General features: G+C 61.3%; 19 protein-coding genes and 1 tRNA gene. 6 read left to right on the top strand and 14 right to left on the bottom strand.

Features of this window, described 5'->3' with window-relative positions:
• Nucleotides 1-247: 247 nt before the first annotated feature.
• Together hemW and lepA are read right to left on the bottom strand one after the other, a co-directional pair.
• On the bottom strand, nt 248-1678 hold the full coding sequence (gene hemW / locus LKG04_RS01035) for a radical SAM family heme chaperone HemW (RefSeq protein ID WP_291759312.1): 1431 nt from the start codon (nt 1676-1678) through the stop codon (nt 248-250).
• Between the two features lie 85 nt (nt 1679-1763).
• The gene (gene lepA / locus LKG04_RS01030) at nt 1764-3644 is read right to left on the bottom strand and encodes a translation elongation factor 4 (protein WP_291763158.1); all 1881 of its coding nucleotides are present in this window, start codon (nt 3642-3644) and stop codon (nt 1764-1766) included.
• Nucleotides 3645-3941: 297 nt separating this feature from the next.
• On the opposite strand from lepA, the gene rpsT reads away from it, so the two are divergent.
• Nucleotides 3942-4202, top strand: coding sequence for a 30S ribosomal protein S20 (rpsT, locus tag LKG04_RS01025; protein WP_291761933.1), 261 nt, complete (start codon nt 3942-3944; stop codon nt 4200-4202).
• Nucleotides 4203-4452: 250 nt separating this feature from the next.
• On the opposite strand, the gene LKG04_RS01020 is transcribed toward rpsT, so the two are convergent.
• The 3 genes from LKG04_RS01020 to LKG04_RS01010 form a co-directional block, all read right to left on the bottom strand.
• Nucleotides 4453-5301, bottom strand: a complete 849-nt coding sequence (locus LKG04_RS01020; protein ID WP_291761946.1) for a trimeric intracellular cation channel family protein — start codon at nt 5299-5301, stop codon at nt 4453-4455.
• A gap of 334 nt (nt 5302-5635) precedes the next feature.
• Nucleotides 5636-6763 (bottom strand): branched-chain amino acid aminotransferase, encoded by a 1128-nt coding sequence (locus LKG04_RS01015; RefSeq protein WP_291761931.1) that lies wholly within the window; start codon nt 6761-6763, stop codon nt 5636-5638.
• Nucleotides 6764-7068: 305 nt separating this feature from the next.
• The gene (locus LKG04_RS01010) at nt 7069-7701 is read right to left on the bottom strand and encodes a 50S ribosomal protein L25/general stress protein Ctc (RefSeq protein ID WP_291761929.1); all 633 of its coding nucleotides are present in this window, start codon (nt 7699-7701) and stop codon (nt 7069-7071) included.
• Nucleotides 7702-8021: 320 nt separating this feature from the next.
• Here LKG04_RS01010 and LKG04_RS01005 point away from each other — a divergent pair, with 320 nt between their 5' ends.
• Together LKG04_RS01005 and LKG04_RS01000 are read left to right on the top strand one after the other, a co-directional pair.
• The gene (locus LKG04_RS01005; protein WP_291761927.1) at nt 8022-9032 is read left to right on the top strand and encodes an alpha/beta hydrolase; all 1011 of its coding nucleotides are present in this window, start codon (nt 8022-8024) and stop codon (nt 9030-9032) included.
• 203 nt (nt 9033-9235) lie between these two features.
• Nucleotides 9236-11272 carry an AMP-dependent synthetase/ligase gene (locus LKG04_RS01000; protein ID WP_291761925.1) on the top strand — a complete coding sequence of 679 codons (2037 nt, stop codon included), beginning with the start codon at nt 9236-9238 and terminating at the stop codon, nt 11270-11272.
• A gap of 206 nt (nt 11273-11478) precedes the next feature.
• Here LKG04_RS01000 and era read toward each other — a convergent pair whose 3' ends face one another.
• From era to LKG04_RS00970, 6 genes are all read right to left on the bottom strand, one after another.
• A complete protein-coding gene (gene era / locus LKG04_RS00995) occupies nt 11479-12534 on the bottom strand; it encodes a GTPase Era (RefSeq protein ID WP_291761923.1) in 1056 nt (351 codons plus the stop codon).
• On the bottom strand, nt 12482-13945 hold the full coding sequence (locus LKG04_RS00990; RefSeq protein WP_291761921.1) for a hemolysin family protein: 1464 nt from the start codon (nt 13943-13945) through the stop codon (nt 12482-12484). The genes era and LKG04_RS00990 overlap by 53 nt, the downstream gene beginning before the upstream one ends.
• Before the next feature lie 2 nt (nt 13946-13947).
• Nucleotides 13948-14502 (bottom strand): rRNA maturation RNase YbeY, encoded by a 555-nt coding sequence (ybeY, locus tag LKG04_RS00985; RefSeq protein WP_291761919.1) that lies wholly within the window; start codon nt 14500-14502, stop codon nt 13948-13950.
• Nucleotides 14499-15752 carry a PhoH family protein gene (locus LKG04_RS00980; protein WP_291761917.1) on the bottom strand — a complete coding sequence of 418 codons (1254 nt, stop codon included), beginning with the start codon at nt 15750-15752 and terminating at the stop codon, nt 14499-14501. Before LKG04_RS00980 ends, ybeY begins: the two co-directional genes overlap by 4 nt.
• 7 nt (nt 15753-15759) lie before the next feature.
• Nucleotides 15760-16098 carry a histidine triad nucleotide-binding protein gene (locus LKG04_RS00975; protein ID WP_291761944.1) on the bottom strand — a complete coding sequence of 113 codons (339 nt, stop codon included), beginning with the start codon at nt 16096-16098 and terminating at the stop codon, nt 15760-15762.
• A 158-nt stretch (nt 16099-16256) separates the two neighbouring features.
• Nucleotides 16257-17054 (bottom strand): 16S rRNA (uracil(1498)-N(3))-methyltransferase, encoded by a 798-nt coding sequence (locus LKG04_RS00970; protein WP_291761915.1) that lies wholly within the window; start codon nt 17052-17054, stop codon nt 16257-16259.
• A 254-nt stretch (nt 17055-17308) separates the two neighbouring features.
• Between LKG04_RS00970 and LKG04_RS00965 the strand changes: the two genes are divergently transcribed.
• The 3 genes from LKG04_RS00965 (at nt 17309) to glgC (ending at nt 19816) form a co-directional block, all read left to right on the top strand.
• Nucleotides 17309-17396 (top strand) — tRNA-Leu (locus LKG04_RS00965).
• A 131-nt stretch (nt 17397-17527) separates the two neighbouring features.
• Nucleotides 17528-18415, top strand: a complete 888-nt coding sequence (locus tag LKG04_RS00960) for a TrmH family RNA methyltransferase (protein ID WP_291761913.1) — start codon at nt 17528-17530, stop codon at nt 18413-18415.
• 156 nt (nt 18416-18571) lie between these two features.
• Nucleotides 18572-19816, top strand: a complete 1245-nt coding sequence (gene glgC / locus LKG04_RS00955) for a glucose-1-phosphate adenylyltransferase (RefSeq protein WP_291761911.1) — start codon at nt 18572-18574, stop codon at nt 19814-19816.
• Between the two features lie 22 nt (nt 19817-19838).
• Here the strand turns inward: glgC and LKG04_RS00950 are convergent, their stop codons facing one another.
• From LKG04_RS00950 to LKG04_RS00940, 3 genes are all read right to left on the bottom strand, one after another.
• Nucleotides 19839-20438 carry a metal-sulfur cluster assembly factor gene (locus LKG04_RS00950; RefSeq protein WP_291761909.1) on the bottom strand — a complete coding sequence of 200 codons (600 nt, stop codon included), beginning with the start codon at nt 20436-20438 and terminating at the stop codon, nt 19839-19841.
• Nucleotides 20439-20552: 114 nt separating this feature from the next.
• On the bottom strand, nt 20553-21116 hold the full coding sequence (sufU, locus tag LKG04_RS00945; RefSeq protein ID WP_291761907.1) for a Fe-S cluster assembly sulfur transfer protein SufU: 564 nt from the start codon (nt 21114-21116) through the stop codon (nt 20553-20555).
• 149 nt (nt 21117-21265) lie between these two features.
• Nucleotides 21266-22537: a SufS family cysteine desulfurase gene (locus tag LKG04_RS00940; protein ID WP_291761905.1), complete on the bottom strand. Its 1272-nt coding sequence runs from the start codon at nt 22535-22537 to the stop codon at nt 21266-21268.
• Between the last annotated feature and the right edge of the window lie 121 nt (nt 22538-22658).

Below are 22658 nucleotides of genomic sequence, written 5' to 3'. Positions count from 1 at the left end.
AGTGCTGCGGAGGTCCATCCGGGTTATGTGAGGCGCCGAACCCGTGGCACCCGAATTAGCGCTGGCTAAAATGACGGTTTCGTGCCGCCCGATACTCGGCCCTCAACGAAACAGCATCTCGCACAGCGCTGATCGGCCTTCGCGCAGTCGGGTTAACGCTCACATAATGCAGATACACGCCCGAATCGGAGAGGCCACGCAACAGCACAACGACCGGTAAAACAGCATGAACCGAATCGTGCGCAAATCACAGACCGACCATGTCGAAGAACTGCTCGATGAGATAATCGTTGAGCAGACGGCCACGCAGGGTGGGGACCAGGCGGCTGCCGTGTATCGTGAACAGACCGTCATCAGCCAGCTTGGCGATGCGAGTGCGTCGGATGGCGAAGTCGTTGTGTTTGGCGGTTTCGCCCAGCATAGAGGAAACAGCCGGATCGGCGCCGCATTCGGCATTGAGAATGTTCGTGCCGACACCGTTCGAAGCGTCGCCGTCGATGCTGCCGCTACAAACGCTGGTAGCGTCAACATCGGCATGGGCAGCGCCGGTAGACTTGGCGAATCGGCCGCCATCGGGCTCTCGCATCGCCTGATCGATCCGGTTCAGATCAAGTCCTTCATGCAGGCGCAGACCGAGCATGATGAGCTCTTCGAGATTCTCCTTGGCGGTGATGGTCTCTTGGCCTTGCCATGGCACCGTGTCATTTGAAATCGATTCGCCCCACACACGCGGATGCTTGATATCCCAAGCCCGAACCCCTGCGGACAGCTGCTGCGGCTTGTCCTCCGCCGCAATATGTTCGCCGGGCTGCTCGGTTCCCACCAACCGGCTCGCTGACACACGATTGTAATGGCTGTGCGCACCCGGTCCGATGCCCGCCCAATCGACGTTGCGCCAATAGCCGAGATTATGCCGGCTCTCATAGCTTGGTCGCGACCAGTTCGAAACCTCGTACCACTGCAACCCCGCCTCGGAGAACAGATCCTCGGCGATTTCGTATTTGTTCGCCTCGTCATCGTCATCCGGTTTCGGCAGCCGCCCGGAGCGCACCATGCGGCCCATTTTCGTGGTCGGTTCCAGCGTGAGAGCGTACGCGGAAATATGGTTGACGCCCAACTCGACCGCCGTTTTCACGGAATAGCGCCAATCCCCTAAGCTCTCCCCCGGCGTGCCATAGATCAGATCCACGCTTGAGCGGATTCCCGCCTTGTCGGCGGCCCGAACCCCTGCCTCGACATTCGCGGGAGTATGCGTGCGATCCAGCGTCTTGAGCACGCGCGGCACCGCCGATTGCATGCCGAAGGAAATCCGCGTGAAACCGGCGTCAGCCAATGCGGCGACGTAATCCTCGTCGACGGTGTCGGGATTGGCTTCCGTGGTGATTTCCGCGCCAGGCTCCAGCCCCCAGAGCTGCTCGACGCCGTGCAGCATGCGCGCAAGATCGTCAGCAGGCAGAATCGTGGGGGTGCCGCCGCCGAAGAACACGGTTGACGCCGCGGGCTCGACGATGCCGTGCTCATACTGCCAACGCTTGACCAGCCGCATCTCCGCAATCGCCATCGCGGCATAGTTGCCTCGGCTCGCACCGCCGCCCATATCCGGCGAGGTATAGGTGTTGAAATCGCAGTAGCCGCAGCGCCGTAAACAAAACGGCACATGAATATACACCTCAAACATTAATGACCGTCCCACTCCGACGCTGACCTCGCAGTCTTAGCGGCTGCTCACCTCGCCTACAGACCGCCGATGACCTCGACATCACTCAGGACTCGCTCTTTTGCGCGGCACGGATCTTGTCTTTGGTGTCGCGGTCGGTCGCGCCGTCGTCGGTGGCCAGCGCAGCGATGAACGCCTCCTGCGGCACCTCGACATGGCCAAGCATCTTCATGCGCTTCTTGCCGGCCTTCTGCTTTTCGAGCAGCTTGCGCTTCCTTGTGATGTCGCCGCCGTAACATTTGGCGAGCACGTCCTTCCTGAGCGCACGAATGGTCTCGCGCGCGATAATGCGTGAGCCGATGGCGGCCTGGACGGGAATCTCGAACTGCTGGCGCGGAATGAGCTCACGCAGCTTCTTCGTCATCATCACGCCATACGCATAAGCCTTGTCGCGGTGGACGATCGCGCTGAAGGCGTCGACCTTCTCTCCCTGGATCAGGATATCGACCTTGACCAAGTCGGCGCTCTGCTCGCCGTCCTCATGGTAGTCCAGCGATGCGTAGCCCTTGGTGCGGCTTTTAAGCTGGTCGAAAAAGTCGAAGACGATCTCCGCCAGCGGGATGCGGTAGTGCATTTCGACGCGTTCGGCGCTGATGTACTCCATCGTGCCCATTTCGCCGCGATGCTCCTGGCACAGGTCCATCACCGAGCCGATGAATTCCTTGGGCGTGATGATGTCGGCGGCGACCATCGGCTCGATGATCTTCTTGATCTTGCCTTCGGGGAATTCGCTCGGATTCGTGACGTGATGCAGACTGCCGTCCTCGGCGGTCACGTCGTAGGTGACGTTGGGCGCGGTGGAGATCAGATCCAGACCGAATTCACGGCTGAGGCGCTCCGAGACGATTTCCATATGCAACAGCCCCAGGAATCCGCAGCGGAAACCAAAGCCGAGCGCCACCGAGGTCTCCGGCTCATAGACGAGCGCGGCATCGTTGAGCTTGAGCTTGTCGAGCGCCTCACGCAGATCCGGGAACTGGGCATTGTCGATCGGGAACAGCCCCGAATACACCATGGGCTTGGGGTCGCGGTACCCCGGCAGCGCCTCGCTCGCGGGCTTGATTGCGGAAGTGATCGTGTCGCCGACCTTGGACTGGCTCACATCTTTCGCGCCGGTGATCACGTACCCGACCTCGCCGGCGGTCAGCGCCTTCGTCGGCACCATATCGGGACTGATCACGCCGATTTCGATCGGCTCATGCACCATGCCGATGCCCATCATGTGCAGCCTCTCGCGCGACGCGAGCTTGCCGTCGACCATGCGGATGTACGTCACGATGCCACGGTAGGAATCGTAGGAGGAGTCAAATATCAGCGCGCGTGCCGGGGCTTGCGGATCGCCCGAGGGCGCGGGCACATCCATGACGATCTGGTCGAGCAGGTCGTGCACGCCTTCGCCGGTCTTGCCCGACACGCGCAGCACGGACTGCGGCTCGCAGCCGATGAGCCCGGCGATCTCCTCGGCATGTCGGTCCGGCTCGGCGCTGGGCAGGTCGATTTTGTTGAGTACCGGAATAATGGTGAGGTTATGCTCTATGGCCATATACAGGTTCGAGAGCGTCTGCGCCTCGATGCCCTGCGTGGCGTCGACCAGCAGCACCGCCCCCTCGCACGCGGCCAGCGCACGGGAGACCTCATAGGTGAAATCGACATGCCCGGGAGTGTCGATCATGCCGAGCGTGTATTCGGTGCCGTCGACAGTCCACGGCACGCGCACAGCCTGTGATTTGATCGTGATGCCACGTTCCTGCTCAATGTCCATGCGGTCGAGGAAGCGATCCCGCATCTCGCGCTCGGGCACGATGCCGGAAAGCTGCAGTATACGGTCGGCGACTGTGGATTTGCCGTGGTCAATATGCGCGATAATGCAGAAGTTGCGAATCAGCGACTGATCGGTAAACCCGGGCCTGTTCTTCGGTTCAATCACTTGCAGTGCGTCTCCTTGCTGTTCCCATTCGCCTATCCTGTGCGCAGCTCTTACGCCGTGTCTCCAACGATTGCCAACGCAGCTGCGGCTTCATAGCCAATCCAGTCTACCGGCTCCTGTCGGCATTCTGTGCGTCGCATCGAACGGCAGGGAACCTAGGCATGGCAGATCGGCAGTCTCCGCCGCCTCGGCGCGAAGCCCGGTGAGACGCTCCACTCATCGTCTGGGAATTATCCGACTGTGGTGTTAACATAATCGCTTGTATGTCCTTATAGAAAACGTTGTTTGGAGTAGATAGTGGCAAACATTAAGTCGCAGAAGAAGCGTGTTCTCACCAATGAGAAGGCGCACCAGCGCAACGTGGCTGTGAAGTCCGGTCTCAAGACCTCGATTCGCGCTACGCGTCAGGCCATCGCCGAGGGTGATAAAGAAGCCGCTACGGCCGCCTATCAGGTCGCCGCGCAGAAGCTTGACAAGGCCGCCGGCCGTGGCGTGATTCACAAGAATCAGGCCGCCAACCGCAAGTCCGGTCTCGCCGTCGCGATCAACGCGCTGTGATTGACGGGCCTTATGGCCCATCGTAGTGGGAAAGGCCCACAGGTTTACGCCTGTGGGCCTTTCCCATACCCAGATTTGGGCCTATACAACCCTCATGGGGCAATGAACCGCTTGCAGAAATGTCACGCAACCAATGTGTTTTACGCGCCGAAAAACATGAGAATCGCCAACTCCGAGTAGAAATATGGCGCAAAGCGTCTTATTCGCGCGATGAGGCGGCGAGAATCACGTACTCCTCATCATTCACCCATCATTCGCTCATAGGCCGACCGCCGTGATCAGGATCCCGCTGGCGCTGGCCTGCATTCACGTCCTCCCCTGCCGTGTGCCGCGCACCGGCATCGACGTTCCGCAAGGCGGTCGGATCGTCCGCCTGCGGATGAACGACCGGCCTGCGCAAATAGCGGCTTTGCGACAATGGCAAAGGCGGAGGCAGATGCGCCTCATGGCGCTGCATCGCACCAGGAAGTTGGATGTTGTAGACGACCGAAAGAATACGCATGGCGACGACGACGCCGACGATGACGATATCGCCTGCCATCTCGACATTGATGTCGATCAGCCCGGCGCTGAGCGCTTTGGTGAGCAGGACGGTGAGCACGCAGCCGACAAACGAGGGCACCGCATACCAATGGCGGTCCTTGATGACCGCAGGCACCTCGTTGAGCAGAATATCACGGAACAGGCCGCCGGCCAGCGCGGTGAACATGCCCAGGAACACGGCCGTCATGCCCGAGGTATGGTAGAGTAAGGCCTTTGATGTGCCGTTCACGGCGAACAGGCCCAGCGCCAGCGCGTCAATGACGAGCATCGTCCACTTGAGCTTGCCTACTTCGGGATGGATGACCGCGACGACAAGGCTCGACGCCAGAGCGGTGAGCACCAATCCTCTGTCGGATATGCCAGCAGGAGGAAAGATGCCGAGCAGCACATCGCGCACGATGCCGCCGCCCAATGCGGTGAGCCATGACGTGATCAGGATGGAGAAGAGATCATAGCCTTTGCGCACGGCCATCAAACCGCCTGAAAGCCCGCAGCAGAAAATGGCTAGATACTCGATGCCCATGAACACCGTGTTGCTCTCCAACAACGGTTCCATCGCCACGCTCCTCGCCTGATTCATGACCGAAACTACTCGAGTGACATGCGACGCGCGCCGGCTCGCACATCATCCCGAATGCCGCATGCCCGCCATACCGCATATTGCCGTCTCGAAGAATACCCTAAGCCCCGCATCGACACGAGCGGCGCAAGCGCACGCTGCCGGATGATATAAAAACCCATGCCCGGATATCGCCCCGAGCAATGTGAAAAGCCGTCCAGCCCGGGCAAATTATCCGGGCTGGACGGCTTGCATCGCTAGCGTATCGAGTTATTGTCCCACAGGCGAACCTGCCTGTCTCCGAACTCTGTCGCTATGCTGCAGAAGCGCCTTAGCAGACCTTCCACATCCAGTCGTGTGGATCCTCGATCTCGCCCAGCTGGATGCCGAGCAGCTTGTTGCGCAGCGCAAGCGTGAGCTCGCCCGAGCCACCGTCAGCGACGGTCACATCGAAGCTTGAGGACTTGAAACGCCCGATCGGAGTGATGATAGCGGCAGTGCCGCATGCGAACACCTCGGTGACCTCGCCCGACTTGATGTCATCGAGCAGATCCTGCAGCTTGATCATGGTCTCGACCACGTCGCGCCCCTCATCCTGCGCGAGCTGGATGATGGAATTGCGAGTCACGCCGGGCAAAATGTTGCCCGTCAGCGACGGGGTTTCGAAATGGCCATCCTTGTGCACGACGAACATGTTCATGCCGCCGAGCTCTTCGAGATAGGTTTTGGTAGCCGCATCGACGAAACAGACCTGCTCGCAGCCGTTATCGATGCCGCGATATTCGCCGAGCAGAGATGCCGCGTAGTTGCCGCCGCACTTGGCGAAGCCGGTGCCGCCGGGGCCGGTACGGAACCACGTGTCCTCCACCCAGATATTCACCGGCTTGACGCCACCGGGAAAATACGGGCCAGAGGGCGAAGCGATCACGCAGTAGTCGACTTCTTCAGGCGCACGCACGCCGAGGAAAGGCTCGGATGCGAACATGAAGGGACGCATGTACAGCGTGTATTCGCGCCGAGTCGGCACCCAGGCAGCATCGCGCCTGACCAGCGCGGCGACCGAGCCCAAGAAGTCGTCCACCGGAAGCTCGGGCAGATAGAGCCGCTTGGATGAGTTGCGGAAACGGTTGGCGTTCGCATCCGGGCGGAACAGCCACACCGAGCCGTCATCGTGGTGATATGCCTTGAGTCCCTCAAAACACTCCTGCGCATAGTGCAGCACCGAGGCGCCTGGATCCATTTTCAGCGGCGCATACGGCTCGACCCGGCGATCCGACCACCCTTCGCCCTTCGTCCACGACATGTGGGTCATATTATCGGAGAACACCTGGCCGAAAGCAGGCTTATCCGTCAGTTCCTTGCGCTTGGCATCAGTCGCGGGATTGTCGTTGGGCAGCACCTCGAACGGCTCGGCAAGTGCGGTCAAGGCCGCGGGATCATGATGATTGTTTTCGCTCATTGTTTAACTTCTTCTTCGTTTTCATCATATTCACAGATACAGGTCTGGCACGTCGGCGCTTTTGGCGCAGCGCTGGCACTTATTGTAGCCGCACCGCTCCACAGCGCGGCTGCGGGCGGTTCACATTATGACATTGCCCATGGTTTTCCTGCTGAATCGCAATGAGGGGCCCGCATGCGCATGCGGGCCCCTCATTGCGATTCAGTCTGGTGTACAGCTTGTTTCAACTAGGTATTTCAGCGGGTTCCCTTCCCTGCATCATATCGCCAAGGCTCCCGGCACCGAATCAACGAATCCGATCTCACTCACTCGGCCGGCTCGGCGGCGGCGTCGGCATCGGCAGCGGCCGGCTCGGCGACAGCGGGTTCGGCGGCGGCAGTGGCCTCCGAAGCGTCCTCAGGCACCTCGACGGTGACGACGGATTCCTCGCTATTGGTGCTGGCATCCAATTCAGCGCCTTCGGGCAGCACGATGTCCTTGGCGAACACCTTGGTGCCGTCGGTCATGCCTTCGACGTTCACCACAATGCGCTCAGGAAGGTTGGAGACGTCGGCGCGCACGGTGAGCTCCTGGATGTCGACGAATGCGACGGCCGCGCCCTTCGGCGTGCCTTCGACGAAGACCGGTACAGAGACCTCGATCTTCTCGCCGGCCTTGACCTCGTAGAAATCGATGTGCTCGATGATGCGCTTGACAGGGTTGCGCTGCACGTCCTTGACGACGGCCATCTTGGAGTCGTCGGCGAACTTGATCGTGAACAGCGCGTTCGTGCGGCGCAGCGCCAGCGTGGTTTCGCGCATCGGCAGCTTGACGAAGACGGGCTGCGCGCCGCCCGCGTAAATGGTCGCAGGGATCTGCTGCGCGACGCGCATGCGCCGGGCGACGCCCTTGCCGAATTCGTTGCGGACTTCGCCCTGAAGTGTGATGGTGTCTGCCATGGTGGTCTCCTTGTATATTCGTACCGTTTTCTGCCCGCTCTGCGCGTCGATGCGCCGAGACGCGGCACCTTGAAAGGCGCAGCCCCACCAGCCCAGTCGATTACGGAATCCGCGATTCCCTCGCCAAAGCACGACGCGCAAGCCAATGCGCGCCAAAAGCAACAGGCACCAGTATAGTGCAACAGCGGACATTGCGCTTGCCTATGGCATCCGGGCTTCCGCATCACGCCACCTGTTCTGTCGATACCGTCCACTCGATACCATGGAGCTGTAAGTCAGCGGGCGGAACGCAATGCGTTGGTCATCGTTTGGGAGGCATCATGCCGCAGCAGGGTCAGGGCAACAGGCTACGACTGGGCACGACCGCAGCCGTGAGCGCGGCGACGGCAGCGGCGCTGGGAGCCGGGCTGACTTATCTGGCTGCAGACCACCTGTTCAGGTTCGCGTTGGACACCAAGTCACGTTTCTCAATGTTCACGATGGCCAAGGATCATCACGCCTCCGGGCCTATACATCTGGACGCACAGGAGGAACGCAAGGCAGCGCAATGGTTCGAGGGATCGAAACACGACGTTTCGGTCACGAACCCGGAAGGCCTGCGCCTGCACGCGTGGTCCTTCGATCCCGATTGCGCCCACCCGAAGCCGCATCGCTATGCCATATGCTGCCATGGCTTCGGCGGCGGGCCTGAAGAGATGGCAAAGTACGCGCACCGCTTCGCGCGCATGGGCTTCGCAGTGCTGGTTCCGGCCAGCCGCGGACAAGAACTGAGCGACGGACGCTACATCGGCATGGGATGGCTCGAACGCAAGGACCTTGCGCAATGGATCCGCTGCATCGCCGATATGGACGTCGAGGCGCGCATCCTGCTCGATGGCGTTTCGATGGGCGCTGCCACCGTGATGATGGCATGCGGCGAGGAGAGCTTGCCGCATGGCGTGGTGGCGGCGATCGCCGACTGCGGATATGCAAGCGCGTGGGATCAATTCATGTTCAACGCGAAATCGCTGTATCACCTGCCGCGCTGGGTCGCCGCGCCGATCGTGCAAGTCATGAGCCTGATCGCCCGGCACCGGGCCGGTTATTCCTTCCGCCAGGCGTCGTGCGTCCGGCAGGTGGAGCATGCGAGCATCCCGATGCTCTTCATTCACGGCGGGGCTGACGACTTCGTCTCCCCTGCATCGCTTGGCCGCGTCTTCCACGCCTGCGCAAGCTGTCAGAAGGAACGCCTGCTGATCCCGAACGCCGGTCATGCCTTGGGTGCCAGTGCCGATCCGGCCATGTATTGGTCACGCGTGAACGGATTCGTGAAGCCGCTGTTCGGTTTGTGAACGGAGGTTGCAAGCGCCCTGCTGACTCACGTCTACCTGCATACATGGCAGTTCCTACGCTACCGTAAGGTGACAGGGGTGGACGGGAGCGATTAGTATCGCATAGAGAACGTCACGGCAGCGGCTGCCTTCTGACGATGGATATCGCATGCATGGGCCGCTTTGTGGCAGGACGACGAAGGCTGAAGGCCAAGGAGCACTACGTGTCTGTTATCAACTCGATTCAAGAACAAGCCCTGAAACTCACCCGCAAAGCACTCAGCCTCAGCGCAGGCTTCACCCACCCCACCAGCGACGACACGCCTGAAATCACCGATTATGTCAAGCCCGAGGACATCTCCGCGCAGAACGAGGCCAGGGATCTGCCTCACACCGACGAATGGCGGCCGGGCTACCCGACCACAACGTTCATCGACCCGAGCAACGGTCTGTTGACCGCGGCTACGGCCGGCATCAATCCGATCGACGAAGGCATGTCCGTATACGACTTGTACGCCGAGCGCGCCGCACGACGCGGCGACGATCCACTGTATACGTTTAAATCCGGCGACGCCTGGATCAGCAAAACCGCCAATGAATTCCTCGCCCAGGTGCGCGAAGTGGCCAAAGGCCTCCTCCATTACGGTCTGAAGAAGGGCGATGGCGTTGCCTTCATGTGCCGCACCTCATATGAATGGGATGTGACCGACGCTGCGGTGCTGGCCTGCGGCGGCGTGCTCGCCACGATCTATGACACCGATTCGGCCGAGCAGATCCGCAATATCGTCAACAATTCGGACGCTCGGCTGCTCATCGTCGAAACTACCGAAATGCGCGACAAGGCCGACGGCGCCATCGAGGACTGCCCGACGCTCGAAGACATCATCTGCATCGAAACCGGCGGGCTTGACGAACTGCAGGCCTACGGCGCCGGCATCGATGACGCCACGTTGGACAGGCGCATCGATTCGATCAAGAAAACCGACTTGTGCTCGATCGTGTACACTTCCGGTTCGACGGCCTCGCCCAAAGGCGTGGAGATGACGCACGAGCACTATTGCACGACCGCGCTGGCACTGTGTGCATACATGCCCGAACTGCTCGCCGACCGCGGTAATTCCGTGCTGCTGTTCCTGCCGCAGGCGCATACCTTCGCACGCGCCATCAATTACATCGTCGCAGCGAGCGATATGCGCATCTACATCGCGCGTGGCATCTCTACGCTCATCGCCGACTTGCAAGTCGCCAAGCCATCGATCATGATCGTGGTTCCCCGCGTACTCGAGAAGGTCTACAATGCGGCTTCGCAGAAGGCCGGAACCGGCGTCAAAGGCATGGCATTCGCCTCAGCCGTAGTCGCCGCTCAGCGCTATATGAAAGAGCTGAGCGCCAAAGGCAAGGCCGGCACGGCGCTGAAATTGCGTCGGGCAGCCTTCGATCCTGCGGTCTACCGTCCCCTGCGCGAAGTGCTTGGCGGTCGCTCCAAATGGATCGTCGCCGGCGGCGCGCCCCTCGATCCTCAGCTGCTCGCCTTCTTCCGCGGCGCCGACGTGCCGGCCTACGAAGGCTACGGGTTGACTGAAACCACCGCGCCGTGCGCCTTCAATCCGCTCGGCACGCCCTATCATGAGGGTTCGGTAGGCATCCCATTTCCTGGCTTCTCCGTGCGCATCGCCAGCGACGGCGAGATCCAGGTGCGTGGCGTCGGCGTATTCCCTCGGTACCACAAGAATGACGAGGCAACCGAAACCGCCTTCACCCCAGACGGATGGTATGCCACCGGCGACTTGGGCCATTTAAGCGATGACGGATTCCTGACCATCACCGGGCGCAAGAAGGATCTCATCATCACCGCTGGCGGCAAGAACGTGGCCCCCGGCCCCATCGAAGAGGTGATCCAGCGCTGCTCCTTCGTCTCCCAGGCGCTCGTGCTCGGCGACAAGCGTCCGTTCATCTCCGCTCTGATCACCATGGACGAGGATTCGCTGCGCATGTGGCTGGAGTCCAAGGGCTTGGACCGGAATATGCCTTTGGAGCAAGCGGCCAGCAACGCCGCGGTGCGCGCCGAAGTCCAAAACTACGTGGATCTGGCCAACGAAGGCGTCTCCCGCGCCGAATCCGTGCGCAAATTCATCATCCTGCCCGAGGAATTCACTCAGGACAACGGCCTGCTCACCGCCTCGATGAAAGTCATCCGGCCCAAAGTGGTGCGCCGCTACGCCGCCCTGCTCAACACGCAGATGTACACCAGGCGCAAGTAATAATCAATGTTCCCTCCTGGGATCGGCTTCGCCTGACCGGCTGCAACAGCACAAGCCGTTTATGCATCACGAGTTTCCCCGCAGGCTCCGTAATCATGCGGGAGTTGTGATGCGTGGAGGGCAGTGGGCACGATCCATGGGAACGGGGCGCGGACGCCGTGCATGGGCCGGGTACACGGGCGTATGCGCGACAACGGAAACAGACTCTAGAAACCGAGCTTTTCCAGCTGCTTGGGATCGGACTGCCAGCCTTTGGCAACTTTGACCTGCATGTCGAGGCGTGATTTCTGCCCGACGATACGGTTGACCGGGGTGCGCAAGCACTTGCGCACCCGCACGAGATGCTCGGCCCGGTGACCGATGATAATGGGTTTCTGCGAGTCTCGCTCGACGTAGATCGAAACGATGACGTGCGCCTTGCCATCAGCTGCCACGCCGAGCCGGGCCTCGGGGCTGTCGGGGTATTCGATCGAATCAACGACGACGGCCAGCGAATGCGGCAGCTCGTCGTCCAACTCTTCCAGGAATGCGCCACGCACGAGTTCGGCTATGGTGTCCTCAGGGCTTTCTTCGCTGATCTGATCATCCGGATACATCTGGGGGCCCTCGGCCATATGGTCGATGAGCACCTGCCTGACCTCGTCGAGATTGTCGCGGTCGAGCGCGCTGACCGGTACGAGCGCGGTGGAATCGGCGAACTCGTCGATTTCGATGAGCTTGGAAACCAATTGCTGCGGGCCCAACGTGTCGATTTTGGTGACGATGGCGATCATCGGCACCTTCCACTTGATGCCGCCGTCATCGCGCTCGACCCCGAATTGGCCGCGCAGCCGGCTCAGAATACGCCTGTCGCCCGCGCCGATCTCTTGGTCAGCAGGCAGCAGGAAGGCGATTTCGTCCACGTCGCTCAGCGATTCGTCGACCACATCGTTGAGCCGTTGGCCCAACAGCGTGCGCGGGCGATGGATGCCCGGCGTATCGACCAGCACCAGCTGCGCGTTCGGCGTCGTCAGGATGCCACGGATCGCCTTGCGTGTGGTTTCAGGCCGCGACGAGGCGATGGCGATCTGCGTGCCGAGCAGCGCATTGATCAATGTGGATTTGCCCACGTTCGGCCTGCCAACGACGGCCACGAAACCGGACCGGTAGGCCTCGCCCTGCGCCGTCGCCTCGTCTTCGCCGGCTGTTGCGTTGCTGGCCGTCGTCTCATCATGCTCGCTCATGTTGTTCCCTGCCGTGTCCTTGCTGTGTTGCTTCGTCATTATGATTATCGGTGTTCTGCGTTTCGTGCCGTGACGCCGGGGATGTCGCCGGTTCATTTTGCGCGTCCATTGATTCGCTGACTGGCTCCACGAGCACCGTGGACACCTTCTTGCGCCGTCCTGCGGAATCGACTGCGGTAAGCTGCAGACCGCGTGTGATCGCGCTCATGCCAACGATCGGCACGCGGCCGAGCAGCGTGGTCAGCAGTCCATAGACCGTATCGACATCGTCCTCATCGATATCGACTTCGAAGATCTCTTCCAGATCGGCGATCGGCGTGCGCGCCGGCATGCGCCACGTGCGTTCCCCGATCCGCTCCGGCTCGCTGTGCTGGGTGCGATCATGCTCATCTTCCAATTCGCCCACGATCTGCTCGAGCGCATCTTCGATCGTCACCAATCCGGCGATGCCTCCGTATTCGTCGACCACCATCGCCACATGCTGACGGGTGCGCTGCATCTCGTGGAACAGGTCGTCGACAGGCTTGGATTCGGGCACAAGCATCGGCTGGCGGCATATCGTTGCGACGCTGCGCGTGCCCGCGGCCGGATTGAACGCCGTGGCCCGCACCGCGTCCTTGAGATACACGATGCCCACCAGATCGTCCACATCCTCACCGATGACCGGAACGCGCGAGAAGCCGGAGCGGGTGCACAGTTTGAGCAGATCCTCAAGCGAAGACTTGTGGTCGATGCAGATCATATCGGTGCGCGGCACCATGATCTCGCGCGTAAGTGTATCCGACAGGGTGAGCACATTGCGCAGCATTTCGGAGACTTCCGGGTCGAAGTCATTGGATTCCACAAGCCGGTCAATAGCCGCGCGACCCTGCTCATGCTGGATCTTCTCCAGTTCCTCGTCATCTGAGAGTTCGGATTCGCGACCCCGGCGCTTGGAGCTTTGTCGGCCGCCCACCCGTGCGAAGGGCGTGACCGCCACGGCGAAAGACACCAATTTAGCGCGTCCCAGCATGATATCGACCGGCTTGGAGACCCCTGCGGCCCTCGGCCGTACAAGAATTGAAACGACGGCGACCGTCAGCGCGAACACAGCGCCGATGAGCAGCTGCTCCCAGAGCACGGCGCCGAACTGCGAGGCGATGCTGCTGACGAGCACGCCATCGAATACGTTGCAGGCGATGCGGAAGAACGCACATGATCCGGCCGTGGCGAAGCGGTCGGCGATCAGGCGCTGAACCGTATGGATTCTCGCGATCTTCCTCAGACGCGTGAAACGGCTGGTTTCAGTATCGGTCTGCACCTCGAAGATCAGATTGTTCAGGCTCGCGCGCGTTACCCGGCCTACTGCAGCCTCGGCAGCAGCCATGGAGAGCGAAAGCCACACCAACAGCATCGCGACCGCAGCAAGCAGCACGACCAGCAGCAGCGAATTCGGATCAAGAACGGCCATGATCAACTGTCTTCCTGCTTGCCGACCTCAGGGTGGGCTTGTACGGCATCATAGCTGGCCAAAGCATCGGCCGACCCTTCCGGAAGGGTCGCCTGGCCGATCGACTCGCCTCGCGCCGCCATGAACGTGAGCAATAATTGGCGCTGCAACGCGAACATCTGCCGTTCCTGGTCCGGGGTGACGTGGTCGTAGCCAAGCAGGTGCAACGTGCCGTGGATGGTCAGCAGCAGCATCTCCTGCATCGTGCCGTGGCCTGCCGCCGCGGCCTGCTGGGCCGCGACCCACGGGCAGATGACGATATCGCCCAGAACCCCCTCCATGACGGTTTTGCCATCACCGGGGCGCAGCTCATCCATAGGGAAGCTCATGACGTCGGTCGGCCCTTCGAGACTCATCCACCGCTCGTGCAGACGCGCGATCGGGTCAGGATCGACGAAGAGGATCGTGAGGTCGGACTGCGTGCTCACGCGCATCTGGTCCATGACCCACAACCCCAGTTCGGAGAAGACCTTGGCATCGAACTGCCAGATGGTCTCGTTGTTGACTTCGACGCTCATCGCGTTCCCTTCGTGCTGTCTTTGGCGCCATTGTGCGCAGCAGCATTGTTTCCGGCGCCGTTGCCCTCGGCATCGTTGCGTTGTGCGAAACCGTCATTCGTGCCAGCTGCCTTATTCGTGTCGTCCGCGTTCTTCGCAATGCCCCGCCGCGCGAGGCTGTATCCGCCGCCTTTGCCCGCATGGCGGTCGTAGGCCTCGACGATGCGCCCCACCAGGGCATGGCGCACCACATCGCTCGAATCGAGATGCACGAAGGCGATATCGTCGATGCCGCCAAGCACCGGCTCGATCGTGGCCAACCCGGAACGTGGGACGGCCAGATCGATCTGCGTGACATCGCCGGTGATCACCATCGTCGTGTTGAAGCCAAGCCGCGTCAGGAACATCTTCATCTGCTGTTCGGTCGTGTTCTGCGCCTCGTCGAGAATCACGAAGGCGTCGTTGAGCGTACGGCCGCGCATATAGGCCAACGGCGCGACCTCGATCGTGCCGTCGTCCATGTAGCGCTTGAGCTGCGCGGCACCGAGCATGTCGGACAGCGCGTCATACAGCGGCCGCAGATATGGATCGACCTTCTCGTTCAGAGTGCCGGGCAGGAACCCCAAGCTCTCCCCCGCCTCGACCGCAGGCCTCGTCAGCACGATGCGGCGCACGCGTCTGTCTTGGAATGCCCGCACGGCCTTGGCCACGGCGAGATAGGTCTTGCCGGTGCCGGCCGGGCCGATTCCAAAGGTGATGACATGCGATTCGATGGCATTGACGTAGCGGATCTGCCCAGGGGTCTTGGCGCGGATGGGCACATTGGACGCGTAGGTGATCACGCCCGGGATCCGCGGCCTGCCAGCTGCGCTCCCGCCCTCATGATGCGAGAGCCGCGCCATCCGGGCCTGTTGCGCGGCGGTGGCGGCAGACAGCGTGCGGGAAGCTGCGCTGTCGGAGGCGAACACGGTTTCGCGGGCGCGCACATGGTTGCGCAGCACGTCGCGTTCGAGCATGCGGCGCACGGCGTCGGCGTCCAATGGCGCGGTGTATGCCGCCTGGATGATCGTCTCGACGACGTTCTGCGCCTTGTCGGCATCGCCCTGCGCATGCTTGGAGCGCGACAGGATGGCGACGCGGTTGCCGCGCACGACGAACGTCAGCTCGGGAAAGGCGTTTTCGACCTCACGGATGACCTCGTCGACCGGTCCGAATACAGCGACCGGATCGAGATCGCCGGGAATCGTGATGGTTCGTGTCGTAGTAGCCAATGAACTCCTACTCGCTCAGTACTTCGCCGGTGAGCACATGGGCGTGCACATGGAACACTGATTGCCCGGCGTCCCGGCCGGTGTTGAATACCAAACGGAATTCCCCGTGAAATGTCTTGTCGGCGATGCCTTGCGCCACCTCGACCATATGCGTCAGTTGCGCAGGGTCGTTCTTGGCCAGCTCGGCGATATTGCCGTAATGCTTGCGCGGGATGATCAGCACATGGACTTTGGCTTTGGGATTGATGTCTTTGAACGCGTACGTGGTCTCGTCTTCATACACGGCTTCGCTGGGGATCCGCCCTGCTGCTATCGCACAGAACAGGCAATCGTCAGATGCGCTCATCATGCTCCTTCTCGGACGTTCGAATATCGTATGCGCCCGGCTCCATGATATTGCCTCGCGCGGATAAGTACCCTGGGATGCGATGTCGGGTTGATTGCGGAGCAACAAGGCGAAACAGCATATCGCAGCCCTGCTTGAAACCAGCTATTCGAAAACGACTACGCGAAACGTCCCAGCGCCCTGGACAGCAGAGCCAGCGCCACCGGGCCTGCGCTCGAAGCCCGCATGATCGTCGATCCCAGGACGCATACCTGGGCTCCGGCGCCCGCGAACTGCGTGATCTCACGCTCGCTGATGCCGCCCTCGGGCCCGACAACCACGGAAATCGTGCGTTCTCGGCCGTCTGCGAGGCAACGTTGGGCCAGCGCCGAAACACGCTCCTCGATATCGCCCCATGTCGTGGTGGCGTCCTGATGCAGCACGATGACCAGATCGCCATGCACGCTGGCGCGCCTGCACATGGCCAGCACCTGCTTGCTGGACGAGCACGGGCCGAGCTCAGGCACCCAGGCGCGTCGCGATTGCTCCGTGGCGGCGCCGAGCGTCTGCCGCCACTTCCTGTCGCTGCGCCCTTCCTTCCACTTGGCGATGGAACGTTCGGCCTGCCAGGGGATCACCCCGTCGACGCCGATCTGGGTGGCCATATCGATAGCCTGCTCGTCACGGCCGGTCTTCGCCAATGCCTGGATCAAGGCGAGCCGTGTCGTGGGCCGCGGCTCCCGCCCCACCTCGTTGACCCGGGCGATGCCCTGCGCCGGATCGACCAGCGTCGCACGCACCCGCAGCCCGCTGCCGTCGCTGAGCTGCAGGGCGTCGCCGCCGCGCAGACGCATGACTTGGACGGCGTGTCGTCTGACAGTATCAGGCAGTGTGAGATTCCAGCCGGCATGCAGCTCGTCGCTGGTCAAAGGGGTGTTCTCGCGTATGGTATCAAGCACGAACAGAGGGTCGGTCATGCGTTCTAGGCTACAACAGGGAATTATCGCGCCTTGCCCGATTGACATATTTCTTTCTCGATGGTTTTACCGTTTTAACGGCAATCTGTCCCGACTGCAAAACTTGAAATACTCGCAAACACAACCCTCAGGACCCTGAGCAGGTCCTCACCTCGCCTGCGGAGAGCCCACGGACTCTTCGTGTAACGGCTCGACACACCCGTGGCCGTGCGAACAAAAAGTGATATAGTTCTACACGTTGCCTATAGCAATCTGTCCGGGTGGCGGAATGGTAGACGCGCTAGCTTGAGGTGCTAGTGCCTAATTTATACAGGCGTACGGGTTCAACTCCCGTTCCGGACACCGCTTCGAAAAATACGTTAAAACCCTTGGGAAACCAAGGGTTTTTGCATATCGCGCGGCCTCCGCTGCCATCGGCTGCACCACGGCTCCCGGCGGGAGAACAACGACGAAAAGCAGCAGAAAGGCTCCACATGCGTTTCATAGCCCTTGATTCGGTCGATGACGAACGTGTCGCGGCCTATACGAATCTCACCGAGCTGCAGCTGCGCAACCGTCTCGAACCGGAAAAGGGACTGTTCATCGCCGAATCCCCCAAAGTCATAGACCGGGCGTTGGCCGCTGGCCGCGAGCCGATGTCTCTGCTTGTCGAAGAGCCATGGATCGAAGGCATGGCTTCGACTTTCGCCGTGGTCGATCAGTGCTGGGGCGCGAATATCCCCGTGTACGTCGCTTCGCCGGCGCAGTTGAAACGGTTGACCGGGTACCGTCTGCACCGTGGTGCGCTTTCGGCGATGCGTCGCTGGCCGCTTCCCAGCGTCGCCGAAGTCTGTGAAGGCGCGCATCGAATCGCCGTCATGGAGAATATCGTCGACCATACCAATGTCGGCGCGCTGATGCGCTCCGCGGCCGCGCTCGATGTGGACGCGGTGCTCGTGACGCCTTCCTGCGGGGACCCGCTCTACCGCCGCGCCGCACGGGTATCCATGGGCACCGTCTTCCAGATTCCGTGGACTCGCATCGGCGGAGACAACAGCCATTACTGGCCCGTGCAAGGCATGGCCGAGCTGCGCGATCTCGGCTTCACCACGGTCGCCATGGCGCTTGACGACGATTCGATCAGTCTGGCCGAGCTGACCCGGAGACTGGCCTCAACTTCATGGGAACCGAATCATATCGACAAGCTCGCGCTGATCTTCGGCACCGAAGGCGACGGGCTGTCGCACCGAACGATCTCCAGTGCCGATCTGACCGTCAGTATCCCCATGAGCCACGATGTGGACAGCCTCAATGTGGCCGCCTCCAGCGCCGTCGCCTTCTATGCGACCCGTCGCCGCGCAGATGCGGTAGACAAAATGTGAGATTCGCTGCATTAGCCCGTTTTCTGTGAGACTCGCCCGGCGGATTGTCTTGCGTGTCGGGACTTATGTGCGATTATGGACACATCACAGGTTTGCGAGGAAGCAAATCTGCATACGCCCAACGGTGTCGCGAGACGCTCTAGGAGAGGAGTCCAGATGGCGAAGAGTCCTAAGATTCTGTCCATAGTGTTGGCGGGTGGCGAGGGGACCCGCCTCATGCCTTTGACGCGGGACCGGGCGAAGCCGGCCGTTCCGTTCGGCGGCGTGTTCCGCCTGATCGATTTCCCGCTGAGCAATCTGGTCAATTCGGGATATTCGAAAACCATTGTGCTCACCCAGTACAAGTCGCATTCACTGGACCGCCATATCTCGCGCGTCTGGCGCTTCTCGCCGCTGATGGACGAATATGTTTCGCCAGTCCCCGCGCAGCAGCGCCTCGGCAAGCACTGGTATCTGGGTTCCGCAGACGCCATCTACCAGACTGTGAACATCATCGAGGATGAGCGACCGGATATCGTCGTCATTGTCGGCGCCGACCACGTCTACCGCATGGATTACGAGCAGATGGTGCGCCAGCACATCGAATCCGGCGCGGAGTTCACGGTGGCCGGCATCCGCCAGCAGATCAGCCAGTCGGACCAGTTCGGCGTGATCGAAGTGGATCCCGAGCATCCCAAGACGATCAAAAGCTTCCAGGAGAAGCCGAAGACCACGTCGGGACTGCCGGACGCCCCCGACCAGATCCTCGCCTCGATGGGCAATTATGTGGCGAACACCGATGCGCTGTTCGCGGCTTTGTCCCTGGATGAGAAGGCCGACAACACCAAGCACGACATGGGCGGGGACATCGCGCCCTACTTCGCCTCGCGCAACGAGGCCGGCGTCTACGACTTCAATTCGAATGAAGTGCCGGGCGCCACGCCCACCGATCACGCCTATTGGCGCGATGTGGGCACGATCAAGCAGTTCTATGATGCGCATATGGATTTGATCGCATACACGCCCGAGTTCAATCTGTACAACCAGGACTGGCCGATCTACACGATGTCAGGCAATTTGCCGCCGGCCAAATTCGTGCACGCCGGCCGCGATCGGCTCGGTCATGCCACCGATTCGATCGTCTCGAACGGCGTCATCGTATCGGGCGGCGAAGTGCACCATTCCGTGCTCTCCCCCGCCGTGCGCATTCATTCGTGGGCCCAGGTCGTAGATTCGATCCTCTTCGACGGCGTGGTCATCAATCGCCGCGCCCGCGTTTACAAGGCGATCCTCGACAAAAACGTCGTACTCACCGAGAACTCCACAGTCGGCATCGACACGGAGCATGATCTTGCGCGCGGGTTCACGGTAACCGCCGACGGCATAACAGTAGTGCCCAAAGGCACCATTGTCGACGACTGAGACCCCTTGTGCTTGAGGCTGATCAGTATTTCGGCATGTTCTCCAAGTTGAAGCCTATGGCCGCGAGCTGGTCGCGGCCTTCCGGCGTTATCTTGTCAAGCGTCCACAGTGGATCCCATGTCCAGTCGATGCGGAATTCCTCGACCAGCCCGGCCAAAGTGCTCGCGCATTCGTCCTCGATCAGATCGGTGAGCGGGCAGGCCGGGGTCGTCAGCGTCATAGTGATGATGGCGCGGCCCAGCTCATCGACCTCGATGCCGTAGACCAGTCCAAGATCAATCACGTCAATGCCCAGTTCCGGGTCGATGACCTGATGCATAGCCTCTTTAATGTCGGACGCCGTCGCCCTGCCGATGTCGTCCACGGCTTTGAGCGCGATTCCGTCGGCGGGCCCCTCAGCATCATCGTTGCAACCGCATTGGCCACTGCCGCCGCAGCAATCGCCCGCGCGATCGCCTTCAGCCGGTTGTTTGTTCGATGCCGCGCCGGCTTCGGTCAGCGTCGCGGCCAGCTGGGGGTTGGCGTAGACCTGCCGCGCGGTTTTCTCATCGCCGACAGCGCGGTTGATCGAATCGAATATCGTCGATTGCGGCTCGGGGACGAGATTGCCCTGTTCACTCATATCGTGTCCTTTGTTCGCTATGCTCAATTGTTTTCGCCATCTTCGGTTCTTTCACCACCGTAAAGTCGCCGCCGTCACATTGCCACTGTGGGTTCGCTTACCCGCAACCGCCTCTTATGCCCGCGCAGCCAGCGCCTTGGCCAGCGAGTCTTTGAGCCCTTCCCAGCCCAGCAGCGCGCATTTGATGCGCATGGGGTATTTCGATGCGCCTTGGAACACCACTGCGTCGCCCAAGGCCTCGTCGTCCTCGTCGTTGTCAAGACCAGCCCCGCGCGATTGCATGAGGCGGTGGAAAATGGCGAACAGCCGCATAGCCTCGTCCACCGTTTTACCGTTGACCAAGTCGGTCATCACCGACAGGCTCGCCTGCGAGATGGAGCAGCCCTGGCCGTCCCACACCAGCCGTTCGATGCGTCGCGGATCATCCTTGCCGATTTCGACATGGACGGTGACCTCGTCGCCGCAGGTCGGGTTGAACTGGTGAGATTCGCCAGGCGTGCAATATGCATGGTTCGCGCGCAGCGTGGTGTCGCCTTGGTTCGCAGCTGTCGCCTCGCCTGGCTCTCGGGAGAGGTCTTGCGCGAAATGCTCCCTGCCATGCGGGTTTCGAGCCGCATCGAGGATGACCTCTTGGTACATCTGCTCAAGCTCGTTGTCACTCATGCCGAAATCGCTCATATCGTTGCCCTCGTACCGTCGTTCATATCACAACCGGCTATTTCACATGCGTCATTCGCATGCATCATAGGATGGCATGAGGCCTGCCGCCTTATGCGCCGTTCTGCGCCGTCGCCGGTCCTGTCAGCGCCTGCCACAATCACAACCCTTCACAGCCCGAAGAATGTGCGCACATGACCAGCAGCTGCAAGCAGCGCCCTCGTGTCTTCGAGGCTGGTGTAAACGCCGGTGGACGCGCGATTGGACGCATACAACCCGAAATGCCGGTGCACGGGCTGCGCGCAATGATGGCCCACGCGGATGGCTATGCCCTGCGCATCGATGAATTGCCCGACGTCATGCGGGTGCACGCCGGCGACATCGAACGCCACCGTGCCGATACGATCATGGTTGTCACGCGGCCCGAGGATGCGTATGCCGTCGATATCGCCGAGCTTGAGCAGCTCCCCGGCTATCGCATGCTCATGCGCCGCGATGTTCTCCATGCCGATCGCACGCATCCAGTCCGCGGCGACACCGGCCGCGACGACCTGCGCGACCGGCTGTGTGCCAGCTTCGAATCGTGCGGGCGGCTCCATGTATTGCGCTGGCTGATCCAGCCAAGCCAATTCGACCATCGAACCTCCGAAGGACGCCGGCGGCAAAGCCTCCAGCAGTTCGCGACGGCCATAGAGGAAGCCGACGCCGGTGGGTCCGTACATCTTATGGGCGCTCCATGCGGCGAAGTCCACATCAAGCGCATGGAAATCAACCGGCAGATGCGGTACGGACTGGCAGGCGTCCAGCACGAACACGGCACCGACCTCGTGCGCCCGCGCGACGATCGGCGCCAGATCGGTCACCGCGCCAGTCACATTCGATATATGCGTAATGGCGACGACTTTCGTGCGCGGCGTGATCACTTCGTCCGCCCTATCAGCTTGGATACGGCCGTCCTCGCTCAGGTCGAACCAGCGCAACATCGCCCCGGTGCGCGCAGCCAGCTCCTGGAACGGCAGCAGCACCGAATGGTGCTCGGCTTTGGAGACCACGATCTCGTCGCCGGGCTTGAGCGCGAAGCGTCGCGCCGCCGCTCCCCCACGTCCCAAGGACGCATTGCCGAAGGCGGTGGCGAGCAGATTGAGACTGGCCGTGGCGCCCGCAGTGACTACGATCTCCTCATGACCTTCCCCGAAGTCGGCGCCGACCAGTTTGGCGACCTTGGCGCGCGCGGTTTCGAATGCCTCGGTGCTGCGGGCGGCAAGCTCATGCGCCCCGCGGTGCACGCCGGCGTTGATGGTGCGGTAGAACTCGTCCTCCGCGTCGATCACCACCCGTGGCTTTTGCGACGTGGCCGCCGAATCCAAATACACGAGCGGATGCCCGTGGATGCTCTGATCCAGAATCGGAAACTCGTCGCGAATAGCCTCAAAATCAGCCATCATCTTCTCCTCGCCACCACCACACGCTGAAACGTCTGTTGCCAGCCTATGCAACCCGCCCCCACATGTAAAGACCTTCACTCGAACAGCGAAGAACAACTTACCTAATGGCGGCGCAAAC

Source organism: Bifidobacterium sp. (assembly GCF_022640935.1).
GTDB lineage: Bacteria > Actinomycetota > Actinomycetes > Actinomycetales > Bifidobacteriaceae > Bifidobacterium.
This window is presented reverse-complemented; position numbering and strand designations above follow the sequence as displayed.